A 22,085-nucleotide genomic window follows, 5' to 3' on the forward strand; every position below is an offset into this window, starting at 1 on the left:
TTTATGCTTCTTTTTCTTCTTCCAACTCTACTTCGTGACGCAGCTGGGCTTTGTATAGAGTGGCATAATATCCGTTCTTATCAAGAAGTTCCAGATGTTTTCCCTCTTCCACAATTTTCCCATGTTCCATGACGATGATCTTATCTGCTTTTTCAATGGTTGAAAGCCTGTGTGCAATAATAATGGAAGTTCTGTTTTTCGTGATTTTTTCAGTAGCCCGCTGGATTAGTTTTTCACTTTCATGATCAATAGATGATGTTGCTTCATCCAAGATAAGAATTTTAGGATCAGACAGGTAGGCTCTGAGGAAAGATAAAAGCTGTCTCTGCCCTAAAGATATAGAAGAACCTCTTTCACTCACAACATACTCATACCCGCCCGGAAGTTGTTCAATAAACTGATCCACTTCAATTTCTTTTGCACCTGCCTTTATTTTTTCCAGTGTAATGCTACTGTCTCCAAAGGCAAGATTTTCAAAAATACTTCCATGGAACAGGAAAACATCCTGCAATACGACCCCGATGTGACTTCTCAGGTTATACAGTTCATAATCTTTCAGATCTACATTATCAATCAGGATCTTTCCGGAATTGATATCATAAAGCCTTGTAATTAAGCTGATGATGGTAGATTTTCCAGCTCCCGTAGCTCCTACAATCGCCACCGTTTCTCCCGGATTTACTTTAAAATCGATCCCTTTCAATACTTCCTGTTTTTCATCGTAGGCAAAGTGTACCTTCTGGAACTCTATTTTTCCGTCAAAATGGTCTTTTTTCACGGTCCCAGTATTCGGCATTGAATTCTCTTCATCCATCAGTCCCAGTACTCTTTCCGCACCTACAATACCTCGCTGGATATTATTAAAACGGTCAGCAATCTGCCTTAAAGGACGAATCAGCATAGAAATATACTGAATAAAAGCAATCACTACCCCGGCACTTATTGTAATATATCCTCCATAGAACAGAATAAATCCGATGAAAAGTGACGAAATAAGTTCTACCACAGGGAAAAATAATGAGAAAATAAAAACAGTCCTTAAAAGGGCTCCTTTCAGGGTAATATTGATATCATCAAACTTTTTAAATTCTGATTCCTGTCTGTTGAAAACCTGAATAATAGACATCCCTGCAAGCCTTTCTTGAACAAAAGAGTTCTGATTAGATGTCCAGTTTCTCTCATCTCCGAAAGCCTTTTTCAGCCTTTTCTGGAAAAATCGGGTAATCACTACCATTAAAGGAAGAATTGCCAGGGTGATATAGCTCAGATGTACATTGGTACTGAACATCATCACCAGAACAAAAATAATTCTGAGGATATCCCCAAAAACCATCAGAAATCCATCTGTATATACTGTAGCAATAGTTTCCACATCCCCTACAGCACGTGTTACCAGCTGTCCGATAGGAGTTTTATCAAAAAAAGAAGTCTTGAAATAGATTAGCTTGGCGTATAACCTCTGTCTTATATCACGGATAACATTCTGAGAAATATAGTTGGAAAAATAGACCAGAAAAAAGTTCAGAACAGTTTCTGCAAATACCAGCCCTACCAATATATAAATATGTTTCATCATCAAAGCTTTGTCTTTAAGCTTGGTAATGTCATTATCCACCACTTCCATGGTAAGATAAGGTCTATAGGTAGAAACGATGGATAGTATAACGGAAATTACTAATGTAAGGATGAACCAGGAACGGAATTTCATCCCGATAAAGAACAGCCTCCTTATAATCCCCCAAGTATCTTGTTTTTTCATTGTTCGAATTGAAGAAAAGAATTAAAAATTCTATGCAAAAATAAGACTTTATAATTTGTCTGCCTTTACAACTTCAGCAAATCCTCATAGAAAATTTTAGATAGGCATCATTTACAATATGAATAGTTTTGGCTTTTTCCGGATTTCCTACCTTAGATTGACTCCGGCCTGAAAATGTGATTCGTTAATCTATAATCTTCAATATGCTGGTTTGTTCAGCGAATCTTCTTCCAGCGTCTGCCAAAGTACCATCCGACTAGTAAAGCCACAATAGCAGAAAAAATCCAGCCCAGAATATTCACCAGAGTGAATGAATGGAAATCAATATCCTGCGAATAGTGATTGGGATCCTGTATGACACCTGCTATTCCGTACGTAAGACCAAATATAAACTGTAGCCCGAAACACAGAGCAATTCCTAAAAAACCATAAAGCCATTTCTTCTTTCCGAAACGGGCTGCCAGCTTCTCGTAATAAAAAATATGGCTACAGCAATAAGTCCAGAAATCATAGATTTGGGTTTAAAATTCGTATCCTACATCCACCAGATAGAGCCCATGTCCTGGAGCAGAGGTTCCTGCGGCATTACGGTTTTTATCTTCAATAACTTTACGCAGATCTTCCGGCTTTATTTTTCCGGTACCAATCTCCACCATGGTTCCAACGATAGCCCGGACCATATTTCTAAGGAAACGATTCGCCGAAACCGTAAATTTCAGTTCTGTCCCGTTCTGCTCCCACTCCGCTTTGTAGATCTTACAGATATTGGTTTTATTATCAGTTTTCAACTTGGCAAAACTTGTAAAATCTTCATATTCAAAAAGAATCTTACAGGCTTCATTCATTTTATTAATGTCAAGAGGTCTTTTCCAGTGCTGCCATGCCGACTCTTGGGTAAAAGGATTTTTAGCAAGGGAAATATAATATTCGTAGGTTCTGTAAGTAGCATCAAAACGTGCATGGAAATCATCCTGTACGAGAAAGATTCTTTTCACCGCAATATCAGGAGGCAGGAAGCTGTTCAACTTGTGCGGAAGATTTTCGTCCAGCACTTTTTCTGTGTCAAAATGGGCAAATATTTTTTTAGCATGAACTCCGGTATCTGTTCTTCCGGCTCCTGTGGTTTTAATTTCTTCCCTCAGAATCGTGGAAAGTGCTTTCTCCAGCTCTTCCTGTACAGAAACAGCGTCCGGCTGTATCTGATAGCCGAAATAATTTTTTCCGTTGTAAGAAAATTCTATAAAGTATCTCAATGTATTTCAATAACTCCACAAAAATACTTTAATTTCACGAAATAATTGTTGAAAAGTCTTTGAGAATCTTGCATCAAATCCCTGCAAAAATTCCTATTTTTGCAATCGTATGAAAAGATGGTACCTTTATCCTTTCTCCCTTGGTTATCATTTGGTAACGGGTATCCGAAACACAATGTATGATCTGGGAATTTTTAAGTCAACAAAGTTCAAAACACCGATAATTAATGTCGGGAACCTTTCCGTGGGCGGAAGCGGAAAATCGCCTATGGTGATGTATCTTGCCCAATACCTGTCCAAACATTACAGGACCGGTGTTCTTTCACGTGGTTACGGAAGATTAACCAAAGGCTATGAAGTAACCAATTACGACAGTAATTATAAAATGGTGGGCGATGAAGCCATGCAGCTTTTTGAGCGTTTTAAAAACCGCTTTGTAATCGCTGTTTCGGAGAAAAGAGTTCCGGGAGCCCAAAAGGTAATTGAAGATATGGACCTTGATGTTCTTGTTCTGGATGATGCCTTCCAGCACAGAGCCATTAAGGCCGGGTTCAATATTCTGATGACGGATTTTAACGACCCGTTTTTTAAAGACCATCTTCTTCCTGCCGGAGACTTAAGAGAATCCAGGGCCGGTTCCAAAAGAGCAGACATCATTATGGTCAGCAAATGTCCTGATGAACTGACGGAGGAAACAAAAAGATATTACATTTCAAGGATCAGACCTTCTCATAACCAAAAAGTTTTCTTTTCATCCATTGGTTATGATGAAAACGTATACGGAAAAGATAAAATGCTTCCGGACAATAATCTGAATTATTATGACATTCTGCTGATCACAGGAATTGCCAATCCAAAACCTCTTCTTGAGCATCTGGCAAAATTTTCACAAAGGGTGAAGCATCTGAAATTCAGGGATCATCATAATTTCACGGACGATGATATTAAAAAAATCAACGCAGAATACAAAAAACTGGGCGAATATAAACTGATCCTGACGACGGAGAAAGATTATGTACGTCTGAAAACTTTTGACTATCTTAGAGAAATTGTTTACTACTGGCCTATCAATGTCATTATTGATAAAAAGGAAGAATTCAATCAAATCATCTTAGATTATGTTAGAAAAAATTAAGCAGACCTCAGATTTCATTAAAAGTATTATTAAGGAAACTCCTGATTTCGCAATCGTATTAGGTTCAGGGCTTGGAAAGCTACAAGACGAAGTACAAGCCATTCATACACTGGAATACCATGAAATCCCCAATTTCCCGCAGACTACCGTTGCCGGACATGGAGGAAAATTAATCTATGGAATCTTAGAAGGGAAAAAAGTTCTGATGATGAGCGGCCGTTTTCATTACTATGAAGGCCATTCTATGGAAACCGTAACATTTCCGATACGTGTTTTTCATCTGCTGGGAATTAAAAACCTTATCCTTTCCAATGCTTCGGGCGGAGTAAATCCGAATTACAGTGTAGCAGAGATTGTGATTTTAAAAGATCACATTAATATGATGCCTGAGCATCCGCTTCGTGGCAGAAATATTGATTCTTTCGGACCACGTTTTGTGGATATGAGTGAGCCTTATAACAAAAAAATGATTGAGGTCGCTGAAAAAGCGGCTAAAGAAAATAATATTAAAATTCACCAGGGTGTTTACGTAGGGCTGCAAGGGCCAACCTTTGAAACTCCGGCAGAATATGGAATGATTAAGGCCATTGGTGGAGATATGGTAGGGATGAGCACCGTTCCGGAAGTCATCATTGCCAGACATATGAGCATGGATGTTTTCTGTATTTCCATCATTACAGACCTTGGCGGTCCGGATATTGCCTATTCCGTTTCCCACGAAGAAGTCTTGAATGCAGCCAATAAAGCCATGCCGAATGTAATTACCGTTGTGAAAGGACTTATCAGAAATTATTCAGTAACTTAAAATTTATCGGGAATTTTTTAACCACAAAAGATTAACACTTAAGATTTCTTTTAAGAGACAAACTGTACGTTAGGAAGTGCTCTATGATTTTTATTGGCTCTGAACATCAATTTGCGTCATTGCCAATACCTGTAAGAGAAGTAGGGAGAATTGGAAAGCGCAAGGATTCAAGTTTTTGATCTAAAACTGCTTTTAAGGTGCAAAAAATCAAAGATTTTAACAAATTTTGCTCACTGATATTTTTTTATTCTGATTAGGCAGATTTCATGCAGCCTTTCTAAAAAACAGAGATAAAATATCGAATTTGAACTATTTTTTACGTCCGCTTCATCAAATCAACGCAGTTGATTCCCTCCTTTGCCTCCTAATATAAGCAATATTAAAATAAAACCTTTACGAATTATTTTATTAGTGCATTAGTGGCTAAAAATATCAATAGAAATTTTCAATTTCATAAATTTTTCTTAATTCATCAAAAATCGATTTCCGGTTGCCATTCATTGTTTAGATTTGTACCATGAAATTGTAAGAGATGAGAAAGTTGTTATTAATTTTTATGATAGGTATTTTTGGAATAAGCTATTCCCAAGAAGCTCCTGCTGTCCTTAAGAAAGGATTTTCTAAAGAAGCTTTGAAGCAGAAACTGGAAAATGAAGAGGGAAAAACGATTACCATTCAACAGATTTTGGATCAGCACAAAGGAAAAGTTTTAGTCATTGATTTCTGGGCCGGATGGTGCAGAGACTGTTTGCAGGCACTGCCAAAAGCAGAAGAACTGGAAAAGAATAACCCCAATGTAGATTTTGTGTTTCTGTCGCTGGAAAAATCAAAAGAGAGCTTTGATAAAAGTCTTGTGAGGTTTAATATGAAGGATAAAGACAATTATTGGTTTGCTACAGGATGGAAAAATGATTTCAATAATTATATTGATCTTAACTGGATTCCGAGATATATGATCATCAACCAGAAGTCCGGCATTGCCAAATATTACGCTATTTCCCCGGAAGATCCTGAAATCCAGCAAACCATAAATAGCCTTTTAAAGTAATCGATATTTTATTTTTCAACCATGATCATAAGAGAAGCAACAGAACAGGATTTAGAAATTCTTTTAACATTTGAACAGGGCATTGTCACAGCGGAAAGACCATTCAACAGTACCCTTATTGATGGGGAAATTCATTACTATGACCTGACCCATTTTATGAAATCTCCTGATGCTGTTTTAATCATTGCGGAAGAGGATAATGAAATCGTTGCATCGGGATACGCTCTCATTAAAAATACCGATAAGAATTATTATCATTTTAAAACTTATGCTTATCTGGGTTTTATGTATGTAAAACCGGAGTATCGGGGAAAAGGAATCAACAAGCTGATTACTGACGAACTGATTAGTTGGTCGAAATCAAGAAATATTTCAGAGATCAGACTGGATGTTTATGCTCAGAACGAACCTGCTATAAAAGCCTATGAAAAAGCAGGATTTGAGCCGCTTCTCCTCACGATGAGACTGAAAAGCTAGAAAACAAGAAGATAAAAGCCGGAAGATGATGATGTTTTACAAATTCCTATCCTCTTTTATTTGAAAATATTTTAATTGTAAAATACAGATCCCATAATCTTCCCACTCCCCCCTATTCATCTCTCTTCCCTCTAAAATCCTATCTTTGTACTATGGACCTGCCGCTTCGTAAGATTATTCATGTAGATATGGATGCATTTTATGCTTCCGTGGAACAGCATGACAATCCGGAGCTTAAAGGCAAGCCCATTGCAGTTGGCGGCCAGCACCGCGGAGTAGTTGCTGCCGCGAGCTATGAAGCCAGAAAATACGGAGTTCGTTCTGCAATGCCCAGTAAGACTGCCCGGGAAAGATGCCCGCATCTTATTTTTGTTTCGCCCCGCTTTGCCCGATACAAAGAAATTTCCAGAAAGATCAGAGAAATTTTTTATGAATACACTGATCTGGTGGAGCCGCTGTCTCTGGATGAGGCTTATCTGGACGTTACTGAAAATAAAAAGGGAATGGAATCTGCCAACCTGATTGCCCGTGAAATCCGTCAGAAAATTTTTGAACAGACCGGATTAACGGCTTCTGCAGGAATTTCAGTCAATAAATTTTTAGCGAAAGTAGCTTCTGACATCAATAAACCCAATGGCCAGAAAACCATTCATCCAGATAAAGTGGAAAACTTTCTGGAAGAACTTCCTGTTGAAAAATTTTACGGCGTAGGTAAGGTTACAGCTAACAAAATGTTTGGTTTAGGGATTTACAAAGGAAAAGATTTAAAGAAAAGATCCCTGGAAGAACTGGACCGGCTTTTCGGAAAATCCGGCAGGCATTACTATAATGTGGTGCGTGGCATTCACACTTCCGAGGTAAAACCTCATCGAATCCAGAAAAGTGTCGCTGTTGAAAGGACTTTTTTTGAAGATCTTTTTGATGAACAGCAAATTGATGAAAAGCTTGAAAATTTAGGACAGGAACTCCATCAGCGGTTACAGAAAAACAATATTCTGGGAAGAACTCTCACTTTAAAAATAAAATACCGGGATTTCTCTATGTTCACCAGAAGTATCACAAAAGAGGAGTATTTTTCTTCTCCGAAACAGTACTTCAATACCGGTAAAAAACTCTGGGAACTCCGTCCTTATAATAAACCAGTAAGATTATTGGGATTGTCTCTTTCTCATCTTAATACGGAAGAAAAAAAGCAGATTTCTATTCAACTAAAAATCCCGTTTGAAGAGTTTGAAAATCAGTAGTGAAAATTTTTCACTATCTTGTATTGGCCAAATTCATCATTTATGAACCCAACAATGATCCAATTTTTCCACTGGTATTCCGAAGGGGATAGCAAACTGTGGAAAGAAGCTGAAAAACAAGCCAAATTTCTTTCAAGCCTAGGAATAACTTCTGTATGGCTTCCGCCGGCTTATAAGGGTAATAGCGGTGGCTATTCTGTTGGATATGATGTTTACGATCTTTATGACCTTGGGGAATTCAACCAGAAAGGAAGCATTTCCACGAAATATGGTACTAAAAACGAATATATAAAGGCTATCAAAGCTTTAAAAAAGCACCATATAGAAATCATTGTAGATATTGTACTGGGACATAAAGCAGGAGGTGACGAACTGGAAAAGTTCAAAGCGGTAAAAGTAGATGAAAACAACAGGGAAAAGATGATTTCTGATATTACTGAGATTGAATCTTATACCAAGTTTACTTTTCCCGGGCGGAACAAAAAATATTCTGATTTTGAATGGAATTTCACCTGTTTTAGCGGTGTAGATTATGCTGAAGGTATGGAATCCCACATTTTCAAGATACAGTCTGAATATGGAAACGACTGGGAAGAAATGATTGATGATGAAAAGGGCAATTACGATTACCTGATGTATAATGACATTGAGCATCGCAATCCTTTTGTACGTGAAGAGCTGAATCATTGGGCAAAATGGTATTTTGATCAGACTGATTTCGACGGGGTAAGGCTGGATGCATTAAAACATATTTCTTTTGATTTTTATAAAGAGTGGCTTACGATGCTCCGCTCCAATTCCGAAAAGAATATTTTCGCGGTAGGTGAATACTGGGCTCCCGGCCATCTGCATCTTCTCCAGAAATATATCGAAGTCACGGAAGGCTGTATGAGTCTTTTTGACAGTTCACTCCAGAATAATTTCTATAATGCCTCAAAAGAAGGAGGTTCTTATGATCTTCGGAAAATTTTTGAAGGTTCTCTCACAGAAGCAGACCCAATGCACTCGGTAAGTCTTGTTGATAATCACGACACACAACCTTTACAGGATCTTGAAGCCCCGGTAGAAGCCTGGTTTAAGCCCATTGCCTATGCCCTGATCTTACTGCGGAAAGATGGTTATCCCTGTATTTTTTATCCTGATTTATATGGCGCTCATTATATCGATAAAGACAGCGCCGGAAATGATCAGGAAATATTTTTATCTAAAGTGGAAGGTATTGAAGAACTCCTTCAAGCCAGAAAGAATCATGCTTACGGAGAGCAGCGGGATTATTTTGAAGACGCCAATTGTCTTGGATGGATACGCACAGGTGATGAAGAACATCCAGGGTGTGCCGTGGTTCTGAGCAATAAAGACGCTTATAACAAGCCTATGGAAATGGGAAAAGACTATGCCGGAAAAAAATGTAAAGATCTGCTTAAAAGATTCAAAGATGTGGTTGTTATTGATGAAAACGGATGGGGAAATTTCCCGGTTCCCGCAGGAAATGTAAGTGTCTGGATCCCTGAATAAAGGTAAAAATGATAAAAAACTAAGGCATCCATAGAGACCACGTATGCCTTAGCTGATTCTTTAAACCATCTATTTTAATGATTCTAGCACTGAATACCTCGGCAGTTCATAAAATCGCTGGCCCACTCACAACAAAAGTTTTCCTCGTTATAGGTACAGCATACCCGGTTACCCCAGCGGTCTCCTGCTTTGAGATTTTTTAGTTTCTCCCTTTCAATTTTTCGTACATGTAAAAGGTTTTTTGTTTTCATAATGATCTATTTTTATGATTTAATTAAATATACATAAAATATCACCAACCTTTGAATAAAACTAACCAACGACATTCTTTTATCTGTCTATTTCAAAAGATAGCAGATCTATGCTGAGTATTTTTAAAGCTTGATTTTCCGGAGACTCAGAATTTCAGGCCTTTCAGATTCATCGGATACATGTCCGGTTCTGGCAAATTCTGCCCAGAGTGCACGGATTTTTTTCCCGTTTTCGTGGATATATTCCCAGGAAACATTTTTCAATAATTCTGCAGGCTTCCAAGCTGATTCATTTCCGAAAATTAGGGGAAGATCAATGCAGTGTGCTGCCCCGATCTGGTTTTCCTTTAATTTTGAATGAATTCTGAAGAGATAAACGTTTCCGCCTGCCTTGGCAAAATCTTCAGCAAAGTGCTCAGCCGGTTTTCCATAAATAAATTCTGTAGTTTTCTGGACCGTTTTATCAAGAATTTTCAATCCAAAACCTTTTCCGAAATATTTATTTAAAGCTTCGGAGGTTTTAAGATAAAATGCGGTTTCATCATTATTCAAACCGATCAGAACATCATATTTTCCGACACCTGATTTCCACTTTTCCACGGCTTCACTTTCATTACATAAAGGAGGAAAACCATATTGTGTTCCGAAGGGCATTGCCGCTTTCAGGCCGTATTTTATCACAGAAGGTACATATTTTCCGTACTCGTCCATCATTTTATAGATATCCGGTTCATCCTTCAATCCTTCTGTTTTCTTCAGAAATTCGGCAGACATTTTCTGTCTTTTGTGACGTAACCCTAAAGGAGCACTTTGAATAATAACCTTTTGAAAAAGGTTTTCCACTCCATCAGAAATCATAAGATGTGCTATAGCATCACCTCCTGAAGACTGTCCTAAAAGCGTAATATTTTCGGCATCGCCTCCAAAGTCAGAAATGTAATTTTTAACCCATTTCAACGCTTCTATGATATCAAAAAGGCCCAGATTCGGTGGTCTTGTTTCATCACCTCCTAAAAAACCGAAAAGTCCAAGTCTGTAAGAAACATTCACCACAATAATGTTCTGCTCCCTCACCCACTCTCCTGCATCAGCGGTAGGAAGATCTCCGCAGCCGATCTCATGCGAACCGCCATGAATCCAAACGACAACTGCAAGCTTTTGATTTTCGGTAAAATTTTCAGGTCGGATCACTGAAAGATACTGTGTTGATTCGTCCGGATTAAAATCATCAATCTGGGTAGGGCCAATCATCTTTTCTACCAGCAGACTAATCTTCTGGGGACATACCGGAGTTTTATCCGGAAGTATAATATCAGACCCTGAAGGTTCTACAGGAACAGGTCTCTGATATCTTTTCGAAAAGGCATAACGGATACTTTTGGCCTTAATAATACCATTTTCTTTTAAAGCAGTGATTCTTCCAAAACGGGTTTCAAAAATATGGCTTCCATTCTGTTGTGGTCTCATGATAAAACTGAAAAATTTTCTTATTTTAAATATAATAAATAAAAAATTTACCGAATGTCATGATCTGTAAAAGTTATTTATGAAACGGCTACTTGCTATTAATTAAGACTTTTATATTCGCTTGGAGAAATTCCTACTTTGGTTTTGAATAGTCTTGTAAAGTGCTGCGGATATTTAAATCCCAGATCATAAGAAATCTCGCTGATGGATTTGGAAGGACTCACAATCAGCTCTTTAGCCATTTCTATGAGCTTATTATGAATAAACTCCTGTGCGGAAATTCCTAATTCTTTTTTAATCAGATCCCCGAAATAATTAGCAGAAAGATTGAGCTGTTCTGCAAAATAATGCACCATCGGGAAGCCTATCGTTTTAGGATTATCGGATGTAAAGTAATCATCCACCAGTTTTTCAAATTTTCCGATCACCCCCTGATTGATATGGTCTCTGGTAATGAATTGCCGGTCATAAAAACGCATACAGTAGTTTAGAAATAATTCAATATTGTTTACAATTAATGATTTACTGTGCTTATCAATAGACTGCTCTAATTCGAGTTTAATATTCTTAAAGCATTCCAGAACGATTTCTCTTTCTTTTTCGGAGAGATGGAGTGCTTCATGTACATCATAAGAAAAAAAAGTATACTCATTGATGTTTTTACCAAGGTTGGTTCCTTTGATCAGATCCGGATGAAAAAGCAGGGCATATCCTCCCGGCTGAACGGATCTTCCATCATTGGTAACCCCGCTTACCTGCCCGGGAGCAATAAAAACCAATGTTCCTTCCTGGTAATCATAACTGTGTTTACCATAATGCATATCACCGCAAATCACATCTTTCAGAAAAACGGTATAAAAGGAATAGGTTCTCCTGTACTGGCATATCGGATCAGATTTTGAAAAATCGACCACACTTACCAGCGGATGAAGTGTTTCATGATTCGTCATTTTATTGTATTCCGAAATACTGCTGATCTTTTCAACGACCTGATTTTCCATAAAATAGATTTTAAATCTGATTCAAAATTACTACTTTCATTTGTACCATAGAATAAGGACTGTAAAATTGGTAAGTATTCCGGTAATCTGTATAAGCTCTGTTTTTACAAAAGTTTCGACTTTTGTATTGTTATGGAAATATTGAATACCAACATTTTTCCAAAAGGAGAAAAGGCGTCTGCTGATTATTTTTCAGGTGGTGCAGCATGGGTACATATTTTAAAACCCAATGCGGATGAACTGAACTGTCAGATTGCTCATGTCACTTTTGAGCCTGGCTGTAGAAATAACTGGCATTCTCATGGCGGCGGACAGATTTTAATTGTAACTTCAGGAACCGGTTTTTATCAGGAAAAAGGTAAGCCTGCACAAATCCTTCGTCCGGAAGATACAGTCAATATTCTTCCGGGAATCATTCACTGGCATGGAGCAGGTCCGGAAAGTGAATTTACGCATATTGCCATTAATCTGAATACCCAAAACGGTATTGTGGAATGGCTTAAGCCTGTAACCGATGATGAATATAATCATTTATAAATCATAATTTATTAACTTAAATACATATATAAAATGAGCACAATTACAGTAAAAGCCTATGGAGCAGAATCCAAGACGGCAGATCTGAAAGAAATGAATATTGAAAGAAGAGCGGTAACTTCCAAAGATGTAGAAATTGAAATTCTCTATTGCGGGGTATGCCACTCTGACCTCCATACAGCAAGAAATGACTGGGGCGGATCGCTGTATCCAGCGGTTCCCGGGCATGAAATTGTAGGAAGAATTACGAATGTGGGAAGCGAAGTATCTAAATTTAAGGTTGGGGATCTTGCCGCAGTGGGCTGTATGGTGGATTCATGCGGGCACTGTGACAGCTGCCAGCACGATCTTGAACAGTACTGTTTAAACGGATTTACAGGGACTTATAATGGTAAGGACCAACACTTGGGAGGCCATACCTTTGGAGGGTATTCCCAAAAAGTTGTGGTTGATGAACATTTTGTTTTAAGTGTTCCTGAAAATTTAGATTTAGCAGCAGTAGCACCGCTTCTGTGTGCAGGAATTACCACGTGGTCGCCTTTGAGACACTGGAACGCTGGTCCTGGCTCTAAAGTAGCCGTTATAGGGCTTGGCGGATTAGGGCATATGGCGATCAAACTAGCCAAGGGATTAGGTGCAGAAGTTACATTATTCTCCAGAACTCCAGGGAAGACCGAAGATGCCAAACAGCTTGGAGCAGACCATGTTGTTATTTCTACTGATGATTCACAGATGGATGCCGTAAAAGGAAAGTTTGACCTGATTATTGATACTGTTCCTTATGAGCATGATATCACTCCTTATATGCAGACACTCAGACTGAACGGAACGATTGTTCTTGTAGGTTTTGTTGGCGAATTCGAAAATGATGCAGTGAGCACAAGGCCAATGATCTTCCAGCGTCGTTCTGTTGCAGGATCGCTGATTGGAGGTATTGCTGAAACACAGGAATTACTGGATTTCTGCGGAAAACACAATATTGTTTCTGAAATTGAGTTGATCAAAATGCAGGATATTAATCACGCTTACGAAAGAATGCTGAAGAGCGATGTAAAATACCGTTTTGTAATTGATATGAAATCTTTATAGATCTCCATCATATAACAATAAAAGACTCTTTCAATTGGAAGGGTCTTTTTATTTTTTTAGAATTAGGTAGCGTTGTTGGTGTCTGTTGATTTTTATTAAATGGGCTGAAGCCCATTTCTATTGAATAAGGTTCTCTTTACAGGTCTTTTTTTTATCAAAAAATTTTCAGAATCCCGAGATATATTTTCATTTTTACATTCTAGACTGATCATTTTTTATACTTCCCTTCCATATCCTGAAATGCCCATTCTGCCATAGCATCAATGACTGTTCCTAATCCACTTCCGGCTTTGCTTAGTTTATAAGTGACATGAGGAGGAACAACAGGTCTGGCGGTTCTGATGATAAGTCCGTCTGCCTCCAGCTGTTTAAGATGTTGAATCAGCATTTTTTCGGTGACGGCGGGAATTGCTTTTTTCAGTTCACTATATCTTTTTTCACCTGTGGAAAGATTGAAAAGGATAATGGGTTTCCAGAATCCCCCGATTCTTTCCATAACATACATTACAGGGCAGTCCTGCAGCACTTTTCTGTTTTCCTGAATGGTTGAGCTTTCTTTGATTGCTGTCATAATAATACATACTTTAGGGTAAGTACTTGTAAAAAAGTAAGTACAAATATAACTTTGTATTCAGAAATAAAAAAATATTTATTATGAAATCGCAGTCATTTGATCAATCCATAAAGGTGAATCAATATCCAGCGATTATATATGACCATTAAAAACAATAAAAAAAATTTACATATGAAAATTGTCATCACAGGATCATTAGGAAATACAGCCAAGCCTTTAGCACAACAGCTTCTATCAGAAGGCCATGAGATCACCATAATCAGCAGCAGTGAAGCCAGAAAACATGATATTGAATCACTGGGTGCCATTCCTGCAATCGGGTCAATAGAAGATGTAGATTTTCTGGCCCAAACATTTGAAAGTGCAGATGCTGTCTTTTTAATGACACCTCCTGCCATCAGTGCTGTAAATATCGTTGAAAACACTATTAACGCAGGAAAAAATTACGCTGAAGCTTTGAAAAAAGCCAAGGTAAAAAGAGCCGTTATGCTGAGCAGCGTGGGAGCAGAATCTCCTGTAGAAAACGGTCCGATTAAAGGCCTCCATCATATTGAAAAACTCTATAGCAATGTAGAAAACACCTCTTTTACTTTTTTAAGGGCAGGGTATTTTTACACCAACTTTTTTAATGATATTCCTTTAATTAAAAATGCAGGAATCATTGGCGGAAATTATTCTGCAGAGATAAATATTCCTCTGGTTCATCCTAAAGATATTGCCAAAGCAGCCGCTGAAGAGCTTGTAAAAAATGAAACAGGTAAAAATATCCGATATATTGTGAGCGACACCCGAAACGCTTCTGATTTTGCTAAAGTTTTAGGAGCCTCAGTAGAAAAACCGGAATTACCCTGGATAGAGTTTTCTGATGAAGATGCTTTCAATGGAATGATACAGGCGGGACTTCCCCAGAATATGGCCGAACTGTATACAGAGATGGGAAAAGGAATGAGAACAGGCATTATACAAAAAGACTTTATTGATCACGGAGCACCTGTTACAGGAAATATTAAGCTCGAGGATTTTGCTAAAGAATTTGCGGATAAATTCTAAGTTTTATTTTTTGTTCTGGAACAGTTTCGGCGCACCTTTGGTGCGCCGAAACTCTTTATATAGCTTTGAATTTTACTTTTTTCTATCTTTCAATATTTCTTTCAGAACTTTTAATTTTCCATCGATCGGCTGATCCGTTTTTAATCCTAAAACTTCTGCAACTAAAGGATAGACGTTTACATTTTCAAACTCATTGACCTGCTGATTGTTTTTGAATTCAGGGCCCCAAGCATAGAATGTAGCTTTCATTTCCGGAACTATTCCAGGATTGTAACCGTGTTTTCCTGCTGACGTTTTCTTGTCTTTTTCCAAAAATATTTTTGGAGCTTTAGGAATGAGAAGGATTTGCCCGATTCTTTTATAAGTATCATCTTTAGTGGCAAAATGCAGATATTTGGGAAGTTTTTTATCCAGATACACTTCATAGTCAGCTGTTTTATGAGCTTTTAATTCCTTATATACCGCTTTTACTTCAGCAGGATTCTTTACATATACTCTTAACAGGGTCTGAGAGTTATAGAAATCAAATCTGTTTTTATCAAAAAGTATGGCTGGAATTTCCAGCGGAGCCCCGCCATCTACTTTAATCATTCCATGATCTGAAACAAAAATAAAGTTGACATTTTTTAAACCTAAGCCATTTACTTTCTGAACCAGATCACCAACAGCCTGATCAATTAAATGAACCGCGCTTTCAGTTTCCGGAGTATCTGGTCCATAGTGGTGGCCGCTTCCGTCAACTTCCGGGAAGTATAATGAGATAAAATGGGGCCTTTTATCTTCAGGCAGCTTCAGCCAGTTCACTACTTTATTTACCTTTTCAGAAGGAGTAAATTTTTCATGATAGGGATAATAATAAGAAGGCCTTATTCCTCCGGCATCACTTGCAGAACCTACCCACATTAAAGATGCAGATACCATTCCCTGCTTTTCGGCCAGTGCCCAAAGCGGAGTTCCGCCGTACCAGCTTCCATCTTCAGCATTCTTTTTATTACTCATCGCATAGGCTTCCTTTCTATTATAATCGTAGAAAAAATTGTCAATCAGACCATGATGAGAAGGATATAGACCTGTGATCAGACTCCAATGGTTAGGAAAAGTAATACTTGGATAGCTTGGAATCATTGCTTTGGCCTGTACTCCATTTTCAGAAAGTTGTAAAAGATGTTCAGCATGATATTTTTTGGCATAATCATACCGGAAGCCATCTGCTGAAATCATGATTACATAAGGTTTTCTCTGGGATTCTATACTATTGGTACGGCCGGGTATGATGATCTGTGCCGTATCTATAATGGTTTGCCGGGCAAAAGCTGTCAAAGAAAAAAAGAGCAGTAAAATTTGTATTCCTCGCTTCATTATTTAAATTTTGACAAAGTTACGGCCTGTATATCTGTCCGAAAAATGAATGAGGTTAAAAGTATATTAAAACTGAATTTTTAGAGATTTTTTTTCATTTCCAACTGCGATATCCAGTTTTTAAGACCAATAGTACTGCTCAAAAATGAAAAAGTTTCCTTTGACATATCATCTACATTATTTACCGATACTTCTGATCCTCCTGCTATTTGTGCTATCGCTTTGAAAAGCATTGTTCCAGCTCCTTGTTTTCTATGACTTTTATCGACAGCCAACTGATATATCTTTTTTGAAGAACGATTATAAATAGCGTATCCTACAAGCTTTGTATCCCTATAAGCTCCAAGAATAATACATTCTTTGAGTATATCGTCAAGAACAAAAACAGAAGCCTGCCATGAGGGGTCAATGTCCCAAAAAGAAAGGAAATTCTCCCATTGGAAGCCTTCCATTTCTCTTACAATAATATCAGGATTTTCTTTTGCCAGAATGATATTTCCTCTGAAGCAAAGTAATTTTCTTACCACATTGAAACCTAAATTTTCATAAGCCCGGATGGCGGGTTCATTTCCTTCAATGACTTCAAGCAATAATCTATCTGCATTTCTTTCTTGTAATACAGGAAGAATAAAATCGTACATTTTTCTTACCAGACCTTTTCCCCTAACCTCCGGAATTACTCCGGTTCCCGCATTATAAATTATTTTTTCACCATCTTCTGCCTTTTCTGCCTGTAGAATAAAACCTGCCAGGTGTCCGGAATCAAATACACCTACGGAGATATCCAAATTTATTTTTTCAGTATTTATTTTTGAAATAAGCTGTTCTTCTGTCAGATGAAAAGGAACGATATAATCTGAAAAAGAAAGGTTAAATACGGATAAAAGCTCCTTGATATCGGTTCCTGCTAAATTTTTAAATTCCATTGTTTTCTTGTTATTATATTTTTTTCTATGAAGAATTAATATTATTCAAAAATAATTTTCATACTATACAGATAGGGCAAAGGTATAAAAACAATAGACAAATCTTTTAGGTATTTATAGAAAAAGTCCCTCTACAGCAAGCTATAAAAGGGACTTCCATCTGTATAGAGATCTAATTACTCTTTGATAAGCTTTTCATAAGACTTATTTCCATCTTTTAAAGTAACTTCGAAATAATAAATTCCGGATTTCAGGTCGGAAATATTGATATTCTCTCCATCCGTATTTGCTGTTCTTACCTTCCTTCCTGTTGAGTCGTAGATCTCAACAGATTTTATTTTGTCTGCGTTTTTAATACTTACAGTTTCCTTGGCCGGGTTCGGATAAAGATTAACTTTCTTGTTCTCGGCAGCAACTTCACTGGTTCCTAAGGTAGTAGCTGTCATTGTTAATGTTGCATAACCTCTGTCTGTATTTCCATGATATCCTAAATCCTGATTACCTAATCTGCGTGCATAAAAAATATTGATTGTTCCTGCTGCATTAGGAATTGCAAAATCCCCTGCTCCACCGGAAAGAGATCTTGTAGCCACAATAGTTCTTATACTTCCTGACACAGTATTTGATGTTTGCGTCCAGTCCTGAGATGAATCAGGTGAAGGAGCATTAGGAACTCCACTGAAAGAATAGTCTCTATTCGCAGACGAATTATAAATGAACCCATCTGCACCAGCCCCCATTCCTGAATTACCGAAACCTATTCCCAGCATTGAATTACTATCTCCTGTTAAGGTAAGGGTTACTTTCGTAGGATCAGTCACTAATTTCACCGTCATGACAGGTGTCATTACCGTTTCTGACGAAAACTGCGCCCAGGCTAAACTTGCAAAGGCTAAACTAAGTGTTAGTAGAATTTTTTTCATATCAATTTTTTAAGAGTTTAATAATTTCGTTGTTATTGGTCTGTAATGCATATTCAAAAGGAGTCATTCCCATTGAATCTTTTTTGGATTTATCTGCTTTATATTTCAGCAGCAGCTCTACCAGATCTTTGTTTCCTGATTTTACTGCCCAGAACAAAGGTGTATATCCTGTAGCATCAGCAATATTTGGATCTGCATTTTTCTTTAGCAACCGTTCCACCAGATCTCTGTTGTACTTTATTGCAAGTCCTGCCAATGCAGTTCCTTCGCCACTTTTATAATTAACATCTTTTACATGGTCAATCAAAAATTGAGCAACCTCAATATTCCCTCTGTAACAGGCTAAAATAAGTGGCGAAAAACCATTTTCATTGACCTGGTTAATAATATCCGGGTTCTGTTTCATCAGATCCTTTACTTCGGTAAGTGTTCCGCTTCTGGCAATATCAAATATTGACTTTGCTTTCTCCTGAGCAGATACCAGTGAACCCAGAAATATTCCTAACATGAAGATCAGATTTTTCATTGTTGGAGCATTACGTAGTTATATTCAATATTTACATTCTCTGCTACTTTCTTAGTAACCATCTTCGGAATAGCTACTTTATAATCTGCAGGCTTCGCTATAAAACCGCCCTGCATATAGATTTTCCCATCTTTTGCATAGATTGTTGCTGTGGAAGAAACGGCTTTATCCACTCCGTGAAAATTTAAAGTTCCCTGAACGGTATACTTTTGTGGGCTTGCACTCAGCTTTGCCTTATCGAAGTTGACAACTTTCCCTTTGAAAGTCGTTTTCGGATATTTCGCAGTCTCGGCATAGCTTTCATTGAAATGTTCTTCCATTAATTTTGTTTTAAAATGAAAGTTCTTCACAGATGAAACTGATGCCATTTCTCCGGTATCTGCATTTAAAACAACAACATTATTGTCATCCTTCGCATAAATATCTTCGAATAAAGGTACTGAAGCCTCAAAACTTACTTTTCCCGTTTTAGAGCTGTATTTTTGTGCTGAAGCGTAACCAGCCGAAAGTAGTAATACACTTAATAATCCTAATTTTTTCATATCAAATATTTTTTAATTTTCAGTTAATCCGTCAGCTTTCCATTTAATAAAAATATTAATCTGTGTCTGAGACAAAGATCCGCCCTGAGGCATTTTCCCCGGATCACCGTTTGCTCTCTGTATTCTGTTGAGAATTCCTTCTATATTATTTTTTACATCATTATAAGACACCAGAGGTTTAAAACTTCCTGCCGAATGGCAACCTATGCAGTTATTATCCACAATTGGCTTTACATCCTGGTTGTATCTTACCAGTTCGACAATTGGCTTATTCTCAGATACTTCCTCGTAGGTTCTGCTGTCACAGGCAGTTAGTAAAACTGCTGAAAGCATTATGTATATGTTCTTTTTCATTTTAAAATACTCTGTAAAGATTAAATCCAAAGAAAATCTGCCCTTTGCCCCACTTTCCCACTGCATTGGTAAGATAGCCTATATCTGAATTGATCTGGGAATTGGTGAATAGCAGCTGGAAAATATGTCCTCCAGTTTCTATATCTACTCCTAATGACAGAGGGTTTTTATAAAAACTGTGATTATCAAAATTCACAAAATATTCTGCGTTTACAGAAACTCTTTTTGATATTTTATAGCGTCCTCCCAATCCGGTTAAAAACTGGTTCTTATCTTCTATTGTTGGTTCATATAGGTTTTTATGGACGTATGAAGGGATGAGCTGTAATGATAGGTTATCATTAAATCGTCTTGAGATTAAGGCTTGTGTAAGATAAGTGAGTCTGTCACCGAATTTAAGATAAGGATAAGTATCTTTACTAAGATCCGTATTTACTCCCATTACATTATAGCCAACGATATCCACCGGAAAGTTTTCATCTTGCTTGGTCAGTTTATATTTTAATGCCCCTTCGAAGGTTTTCATATTGGTTTCTCTGGAAAGACTTACAGAAACTGCATCTGAAACACCGTAGATAACACCTAATTTAGTGGATGCATTATCCAGTCCGAAAAAGTCTTTAAATCCTGTGCTTATGTCACCAAATCTATGGGCAACAACAATATACCATTCTTTTTTGGCAGCAAGTTTTGTAGATTGTGCCGTAACAATCTGAAGAGCTTTAAAAGCGGGCTGTGAAATTTCTGTATCGGTTTTAATAGTGTCAATATCTTTCAGCAGATCTTCCTGTCCAAAGGCAAAAACTGATGAAAATACTGACAAAAATAATAGAGTCTTTGTCATATACTACTACAATTTGAATTTAAATTATGATATGACAAACTTATAGAGATATCGATTCAAAAATGTGTGATAAAAGTCACCATATAAATAGTTTTTATCAATGATTAAACTAAAACCTTTAAAACAACATAAATTAGACTAATCTAACATTTTCATTTACAGCGACTTTTATTCCTTCCTTAGCCTGAACAATTTCTCCGTCACTTTCAATTTTCTTTAACACCCTGCTTACCACTTCCCGGGAAGTTCCTAAGCTGCTGGCTATTTCACGATGGGTAATCTTGATAGGATTATTTCCAGTTAAGGAGATCTGCTGTTTTATATAGTTCAAAACACGTCTGTCAAGCCTGTGAAAAACAGCTTCATTGACCATACTCATGACTTCCGAGAAACGTCTGTCGTATTCCCGGTAGAATAATTTATTGATTTCCGGAAACTGAATCAGCCAGTCGTGTATTACGGAAACAGGGATAAGCAAAGCTTCAGAATCTTCTTCTGCTATCGCATATACTCTGCTCACATAGTCTGTAAAAATGGAGGAAAAGGTCATAAGGCAGCTATCGTTGGGCCTGATGTAATAGTAAATAAGTTCCCGGCCGTCATTAAGGGTAAAAACTTTAATAGAGCCTTTTATCAGAAAAGGTACATATTTATTTTTCTGTCCTTCCCTTATAATTTCCGTCTTCGACTTTATATTGGTCATCACTGCATGTTTTTCAATTTCAGTTAAAAAACCACGACCTAAAAACCCAAATTTCTGGAGAATAAACTGGTCATTTATCATATCTTTTTTTGTGAGGTATTTTTAAGCAAATATATAAAATCGAGCAACTAATATGCGATATTAATAAAAATCTTTCATCATAATGTTAAAAATAACTAAATATTGGTATTTTTAATATATATTTTAAATTGAAAATTAAAATAATATGAATTTTATAAGGAAAAACCGAGAACTTATTTTGAAGATCATGGATCTATAAAAAGATCTATTAGCATTTAACAAAAATACCCCGGAAAAACCGGGGTATTCTATTTTATGATAAGAAAAATCTTAAGCTTGTACGTTGTTTCCTCCTAATACGAAAGGCTCAACTTCTTTGATTTCTCCGAACTGCTGCTCATAGTTAGCGATGTTCTGTTGAAGAGCGTTTAAAACTCTTTTAGCATGAAGAGGAGCAAGAATAACTCTTGATCTTACTTTAGCTTGCTGTACCCCCGGCATTAATTGGATGAAATCTACTACGAACTCAGATGGAGAGTGGTTTACCAATGCTAAGTTAGCATAGATACCAGCAGCTACCATTTCGTTTAATTCGATGTTGATGTTTCCGTCTTGTGGATTTTGATTGTTGTCCATTGTTATAAATTATGTTTTTAAAATTCGAAATTTGAGATTGTGAAAA

Annotated in this window: 24 protein-coding genes; 9 read left to right on the forward strand and 15 right to left on the reverse strand. The window is 37.2% G+C overall.

Annotated features, from left to right (window positions below):
- Window position 1: 1 nt before the first annotated feature.
- Complete coding sequence (locus FW768_RS12125; protein ID WP_153395770.1) at window positions 2-1,759, reverse strand: ABC transporter ATP-binding protein; 1,758 nt, start codon at window positions 1,757-1,759, stop codon at window positions 2-4.
- 521 nt (window positions 1,760-2,280) lie between these two features.
- Window positions 2,281-3,012, reverse strand: coding sequence for a tRNA pseudouridine(38-40) synthase TruA (gene truA / locus FW768_RS12130; protein WP_153395772.1), 732 nt, complete (start codon window positions 3,010-3,012; stop codon window positions 2,281-2,283).
- 109 nt (window positions 3,013-3,121) lie between these two features.
- Here truA and lpxK point away from each other — a divergent pair, with 109 nt between their 5' ends.
- The 6 genes from lpxK (at window position 3,122) to FW768_RS12160 (ending at window position 9,236) form a co-directional block, all read left to right on the forward strand.
- Window positions 3,122-4,147: a tetraacyldisaccharide 4'-kinase gene (gene lpxK, locus FW768_RS12135; RefSeq protein WP_153395774.1), complete on the forward strand. Its 1,026-nt coding sequence runs from the start codon at window positions 3,122-3,124 to the stop codon at window positions 4,145-4,147.
- Complete coding sequence (locus FW768_RS12140; RefSeq protein WP_153395776.1) at window positions 4,131-4,952, forward strand: purine-nucleoside phosphorylase; 822 nt, start codon at window positions 4,131-4,133, stop codon at window positions 4,950-4,952. The genes lpxK and FW768_RS12140 overlap by 17 nt, the downstream gene beginning before the upstream one ends.
- 532 nt (window positions 4,953-5,484) lie before the next feature.
- Window positions 5,485-6,000: a TlpA family protein disulfide reductase gene (locus FW768_RS12145; protein ID WP_153395778.1), complete on the forward strand. Its 516-nt coding sequence runs from the start codon at window positions 5,485-5,487 to the stop codon at window positions 5,998-6,000.
- Between the two features lie 21 nt (window positions 6,001-6,021).
- Complete coding sequence (locus FW768_RS12150; protein ID WP_153395780.1) at window positions 6,022-6,477, forward strand: GNAT family N-acetyltransferase; 456 nt, start codon at window positions 6,022-6,024, stop codon at window positions 6,475-6,477.
- 152 nt (window positions 6,478-6,629) lie between these two features.
- Window positions 6,630-7,721, forward strand: a complete 1,092-nt coding sequence (dinB, locus tag FW768_RS12155; protein ID WP_153395782.1) for a DNA polymerase IV — start codon at window positions 6,630-6,632, stop codon at window positions 7,719-7,721.
- A 42-nt stretch (window positions 7,722-7,763) separates the two neighbouring features.
- On the forward strand, window positions 7,764-9,236 hold the full coding sequence (locus FW768_RS12160; RefSeq protein WP_153395784.1) for an alpha-amylase: 1,473 nt from the start codon (window positions 7,764-7,766) through the stop codon (window positions 9,234-9,236).
- Between the two features lie 83 nt (window positions 9,237-9,319).
- On the opposite strand, the gene FW768_RS23540 is transcribed toward FW768_RS12160, so the two are convergent.
- The 3 genes from FW768_RS23540 to FW768_RS12170 form a co-directional block, all read right to left on the reverse strand.
- Complete coding sequence (locus tag FW768_RS23540) at window positions 9,320-9,487, reverse strand: hypothetical protein (protein WP_185151971.1); 168 nt, start codon at window positions 9,485-9,487, stop codon at window positions 9,320-9,322.
- A 123-nt stretch (window positions 9,488-9,610) separates the two neighbouring features.
- Complete coding sequence (locus FW768_RS12165) at window positions 9,611-10,954, reverse strand: carboxylesterase family protein (RefSeq protein ID WP_153395786.1); 1,344 nt, start codon at window positions 10,952-10,954, stop codon at window positions 9,611-9,613.
- 98 nt (window positions 10,955-11,052) lie between these two features.
- Window positions 11,053-11,955, reverse strand: a complete 903-nt coding sequence (locus FW768_RS12170; RefSeq protein WP_153395788.1) for a helix-turn-helix domain-containing protein — start codon at window positions 11,953-11,955, stop codon at window positions 11,053-11,055.
- Between the two features lie 132 nt (window positions 11,956-12,087).
- Between FW768_RS12170 and FW768_RS12175 the strand changes: the two genes are divergently transcribed.
- A complete protein-coding gene (locus tag FW768_RS12175; RefSeq protein ID WP_153395790.1) occupies window positions 12,088-12,492 on the forward strand; it encodes a cupin domain-containing protein in 405 nt (134 codons plus the stop codon).
- Between the two features lie 33 nt (window positions 12,493-12,525).
- On the forward strand, window positions 12,526-13,581 hold the full coding sequence (locus tag FW768_RS12180) for an NAD(P)-dependent alcohol dehydrogenase (protein ID WP_153395792.1): 1,056 nt from the start codon (window positions 12,526-12,528) through the stop codon (window positions 13,579-13,581).
- Window positions 13,582-13,789: 208 nt separating this feature from the next.
- Here the strand turns inward: FW768_RS12180 and FW768_RS12185 are convergent, their stop codons facing one another.
- On the reverse strand, window positions 13,790-14,152 hold the full coding sequence (locus FW768_RS12185) for a winged helix-turn-helix transcriptional regulator (RefSeq protein ID WP_153395794.1): 363 nt from the start codon (window positions 14,150-14,152) through the stop codon (window positions 13,790-13,792).
- A gap of 174 nt (window positions 14,153-14,326) precedes the next feature.
- On the opposite strand from FW768_RS12185, the gene FW768_RS12190 reads away from it, so the two are divergent.
- Window positions 14,327-15,205 (forward strand): NAD(P)H-binding protein, encoded by an 879-nt coding sequence (locus tag FW768_RS12190; protein ID WP_153395796.1) that lies wholly within the window; start codon window positions 14,327-14,329, stop codon window positions 15,203-15,205.
- A gap of 72 nt (window positions 15,206-15,277) precedes the next feature.
- Here the strand turns inward: FW768_RS12190 and FW768_RS12195 are convergent, their stop codons facing one another.
- The 9 genes from FW768_RS12195 to FW768_RS12235 form a co-directional block, all read right to left on the reverse strand.
- Window positions 15,278-16,564 (reverse strand): alkaline phosphatase family protein, encoded by a 1,287-nt coding sequence (locus FW768_RS12195; protein ID WP_153395798.1) that lies wholly within the window; start codon window positions 16,562-16,564, stop codon window positions 15,278-15,280.
- A gap of 80 nt (window positions 16,565-16,644) precedes the next feature.
- Entirely contained in the window at window positions 16,645-17,490 is an 846-nt protein-coding gene (locus FW768_RS12200; RefSeq protein ID WP_153395800.1) for a GNAT family N-acetyltransferase, read from the reverse strand.
- A 176-nt stretch (window positions 17,491-17,666) separates the two neighbouring features.
- Window positions 17,667-18,413 (reverse strand): T9SS type A sorting domain-containing protein, encoded by a 747-nt coding sequence (locus tag FW768_RS12205; RefSeq protein WP_153395802.1) that lies wholly within the window; start codon window positions 18,411-18,413, stop codon window positions 17,667-17,669.
- 1 nt (window position 18,414) lies between these two features.
- Window positions 18,415-18,921, reverse strand: a complete 507-nt coding sequence (locus FW768_RS12210) for an ankyrin repeat domain-containing protein (RefSeq protein WP_231128681.1) — start codon at window positions 18,919-18,921, stop codon at window positions 18,415-18,417.
- 14 nt (window positions 18,922-18,935) lie between these two features.
- On the reverse strand, window positions 18,936-19,481 hold the full coding sequence (locus tag FW768_RS12215) for a YceI family protein (RefSeq protein WP_153395805.1): 546 nt from the start codon (window positions 19,479-19,481) through the stop codon (window positions 18,936-18,938).
- A gap of 12 nt (window positions 19,482-19,493) precedes the next feature.
- Entirely contained in the window at window positions 19,494-19,835 is a 342-nt protein-coding gene (locus tag FW768_RS12220; RefSeq protein ID WP_185151972.1) for a c-type cytochrome, read from the reverse strand.
- 1 nt (window position 19,836) lies between these two features.
- Window positions 19,837-20,679 carry a DUF5777 family beta-barrel protein gene (locus FW768_RS12225; protein ID WP_153395809.1) on the reverse strand — a complete coding sequence of 281 codons (843 nt, stop codon included), beginning with the start codon at window positions 20,677-20,679 and terminating at the stop codon, window positions 19,837-19,839.
- A gap of 133 nt (window positions 20,680-20,812) precedes the next feature.
- The gene (locus FW768_RS12230; protein WP_153395811.1) at window positions 20,813-21,463 is read right to left on the reverse strand and encodes a Crp/Fnr family transcriptional regulator; all 651 of its coding nucleotides are present in this window, start codon (window positions 21,461-21,463) and stop codon (window positions 20,813-20,815) included.
- A 270-nt stretch (window positions 21,464-21,733) separates the two neighbouring features.
- The gene (locus FW768_RS12235) at window positions 21,734-22,039 is read right to left on the reverse strand and encodes a DUF3467 domain-containing protein (protein WP_002976436.1); all 306 of its coding nucleotides are present in this window, start codon (window positions 22,037-22,039) and stop codon (window positions 21,734-21,736) included.
- Between the last annotated feature and the right edge of the window lie 46 nt (window positions 22,040-22,085).

This window comes from Chryseobacterium vaccae (assembly GCF_009602705.1).
Taxonomy (GTDB): domain Bacteria; phylum Bacteroidota; class Bacteroidia; order Flavobacteriales; family Weeksellaceae; genus Chryseobacterium; species Chryseobacterium vaccae.

Excerpts from the sequence above, each read along its gene's own strand:
- FW768_RS12125 (WP_153395770.1), bottom strand. The coding sequence starts at position 1,759 with ATGAAAAAACAAGATACTTGGGGGATTATAAGGAGGCTGTTCTTTATC.
- lpxK (WP_153395774.1), top strand. The coding sequence starts at position 3,122 with ATGAAAAGATGGTACCTTTATCCTTTCTCCCTTGGTTATCATTTGGTA.
- FW768_RS12140 (WP_153395776.1), top strand. The coding sequence starts at position 4,131 with ATGTTAGAAAAAATTAAGCAGACCTCAGATTTCATTAAAAGTATTATT.
- FW768_RS12145 (WP_153395778.1), top strand. The coding sequence starts at position 5,485 with ATGAGAAAGTTGTTATTAATTTTTATGATAGGTATTTTTGGAATAAGC.
- FW768_RS12150 (WP_153395780.1), top strand. The coding sequence starts at position 6,022 with ATGATCATAAGAGAAGCAACAGAACAGGATTTAGAAATTCTTTTAACA.
- dinB (WP_153395782.1), top strand. The coding sequence starts at position 6,630 with ATGGACCTGCCGCTTCGTAAGATTATTCATGTAGATATGGATGCATTT.
- FW768_RS12160 (WP_153395784.1), top strand. The coding sequence starts at position 7,764 with ATGAACCCAACAATGATCCAATTTTTCCACTGGTATTCCGAAGGGGAT.
- FW768_RS23540 (WP_185151971.1), bottom strand. The coding sequence starts at position 9,487 with ATGAAAACAAAAAACCTTTTACATGTACGAAAAATTGAAAGGGAGAAA.
- FW768_RS12165 (WP_153395786.1), bottom strand. The coding sequence starts at position 10,954 with ATGAGACCACAACAGAATGGAAGCCATATTTTTGAAACCCGTTTTGGA.
- FW768_RS12170 (WP_153395788.1), bottom strand. The coding sequence starts at position 11,955 with ATGGAAAATCAGGTCGTTGAAAAGATCAGCAGTATTTCGGAATACAAT.
- FW768_RS12175 (WP_153395790.1), top strand. The coding sequence starts at position 12,088 with ATGGAAATATTGAATACCAACATTTTTCCAAAAGGAGAAAAGGCGTCT.
- FW768_RS12180 (WP_153395792.1), top strand. The coding sequence starts at position 12,526 with ATGAGCACAATTACAGTAAAAGCCTATGGAGCAGAATCCAAGACGGCA.
- FW768_RS12185 (WP_153395794.1), bottom strand. The coding sequence starts at position 14,152 with ATGACAGCAATCAAAGAAAGCTCAACCATTCAGGAAAACAGAAAAGTG.
- FW768_RS12190 (WP_153395796.1), top strand. The coding sequence starts at position 14,327 with ATGAAAATTGTCATCACAGGATCATTAGGAAATACAGCCAAGCCTTTA.
- FW768_RS12195 (WP_153395798.1), bottom strand. The coding sequence starts at position 16,564 with ATGAAGCGAGGAATACAAATTTTACTGCTCTTTTTTTCTTTGACAGCT.
- FW768_RS12200 (WP_153395800.1), bottom strand. The coding sequence starts at position 17,490 with ATGGAATTTAAAAATTTAGCAGGAACCGATATCAAGGAGCTTTTATCC.
- FW768_RS12205 (WP_153395802.1), bottom strand. The coding sequence starts at position 18,413 with ATGAAAAAAATTCTACTAACACTTAGTTTAGCCTTTGCAAGTTTAGCC.
- FW768_RS12210 (WP_231128681.1), bottom strand. The coding sequence starts at position 18,921 with ATGTTAGGAATATTTCTGGGTTCACTGGTATCTGCTCAGGAGAAAGCA.
- FW768_RS12215 (WP_153395805.1), bottom strand. The coding sequence starts at position 19,481 with ATGAAAAAATTAGGATTATTAAGTGTATTACTACTTTCGGCTGGTTAC.
- FW768_RS12220 (WP_185151972.1), bottom strand. The coding sequence starts at position 19,835 with ATGAAAAAGAACATATACATAATGCTTTCAGCAGTTTTACTAACTGCC.
- FW768_RS12225 (WP_153395809.1), bottom strand. The coding sequence starts at position 20,679 with ATGACAAAGACTCTATTATTTTTGTCAGTATTTTCATCAGTTTTTGCC.
- FW768_RS12230 (WP_153395811.1), bottom strand. The coding sequence starts at position 21,463 with ATGATAAATGACCAGTTTATTCTCCAGAAATTTGGGTTTTTAGGTCGT.
- FW768_RS12235 (WP_002976436.1), bottom strand. The coding sequence starts at position 22,039 with ATGGACAACAATCAAAATCCACAAGACGGAAACATCAACATCGAATTA.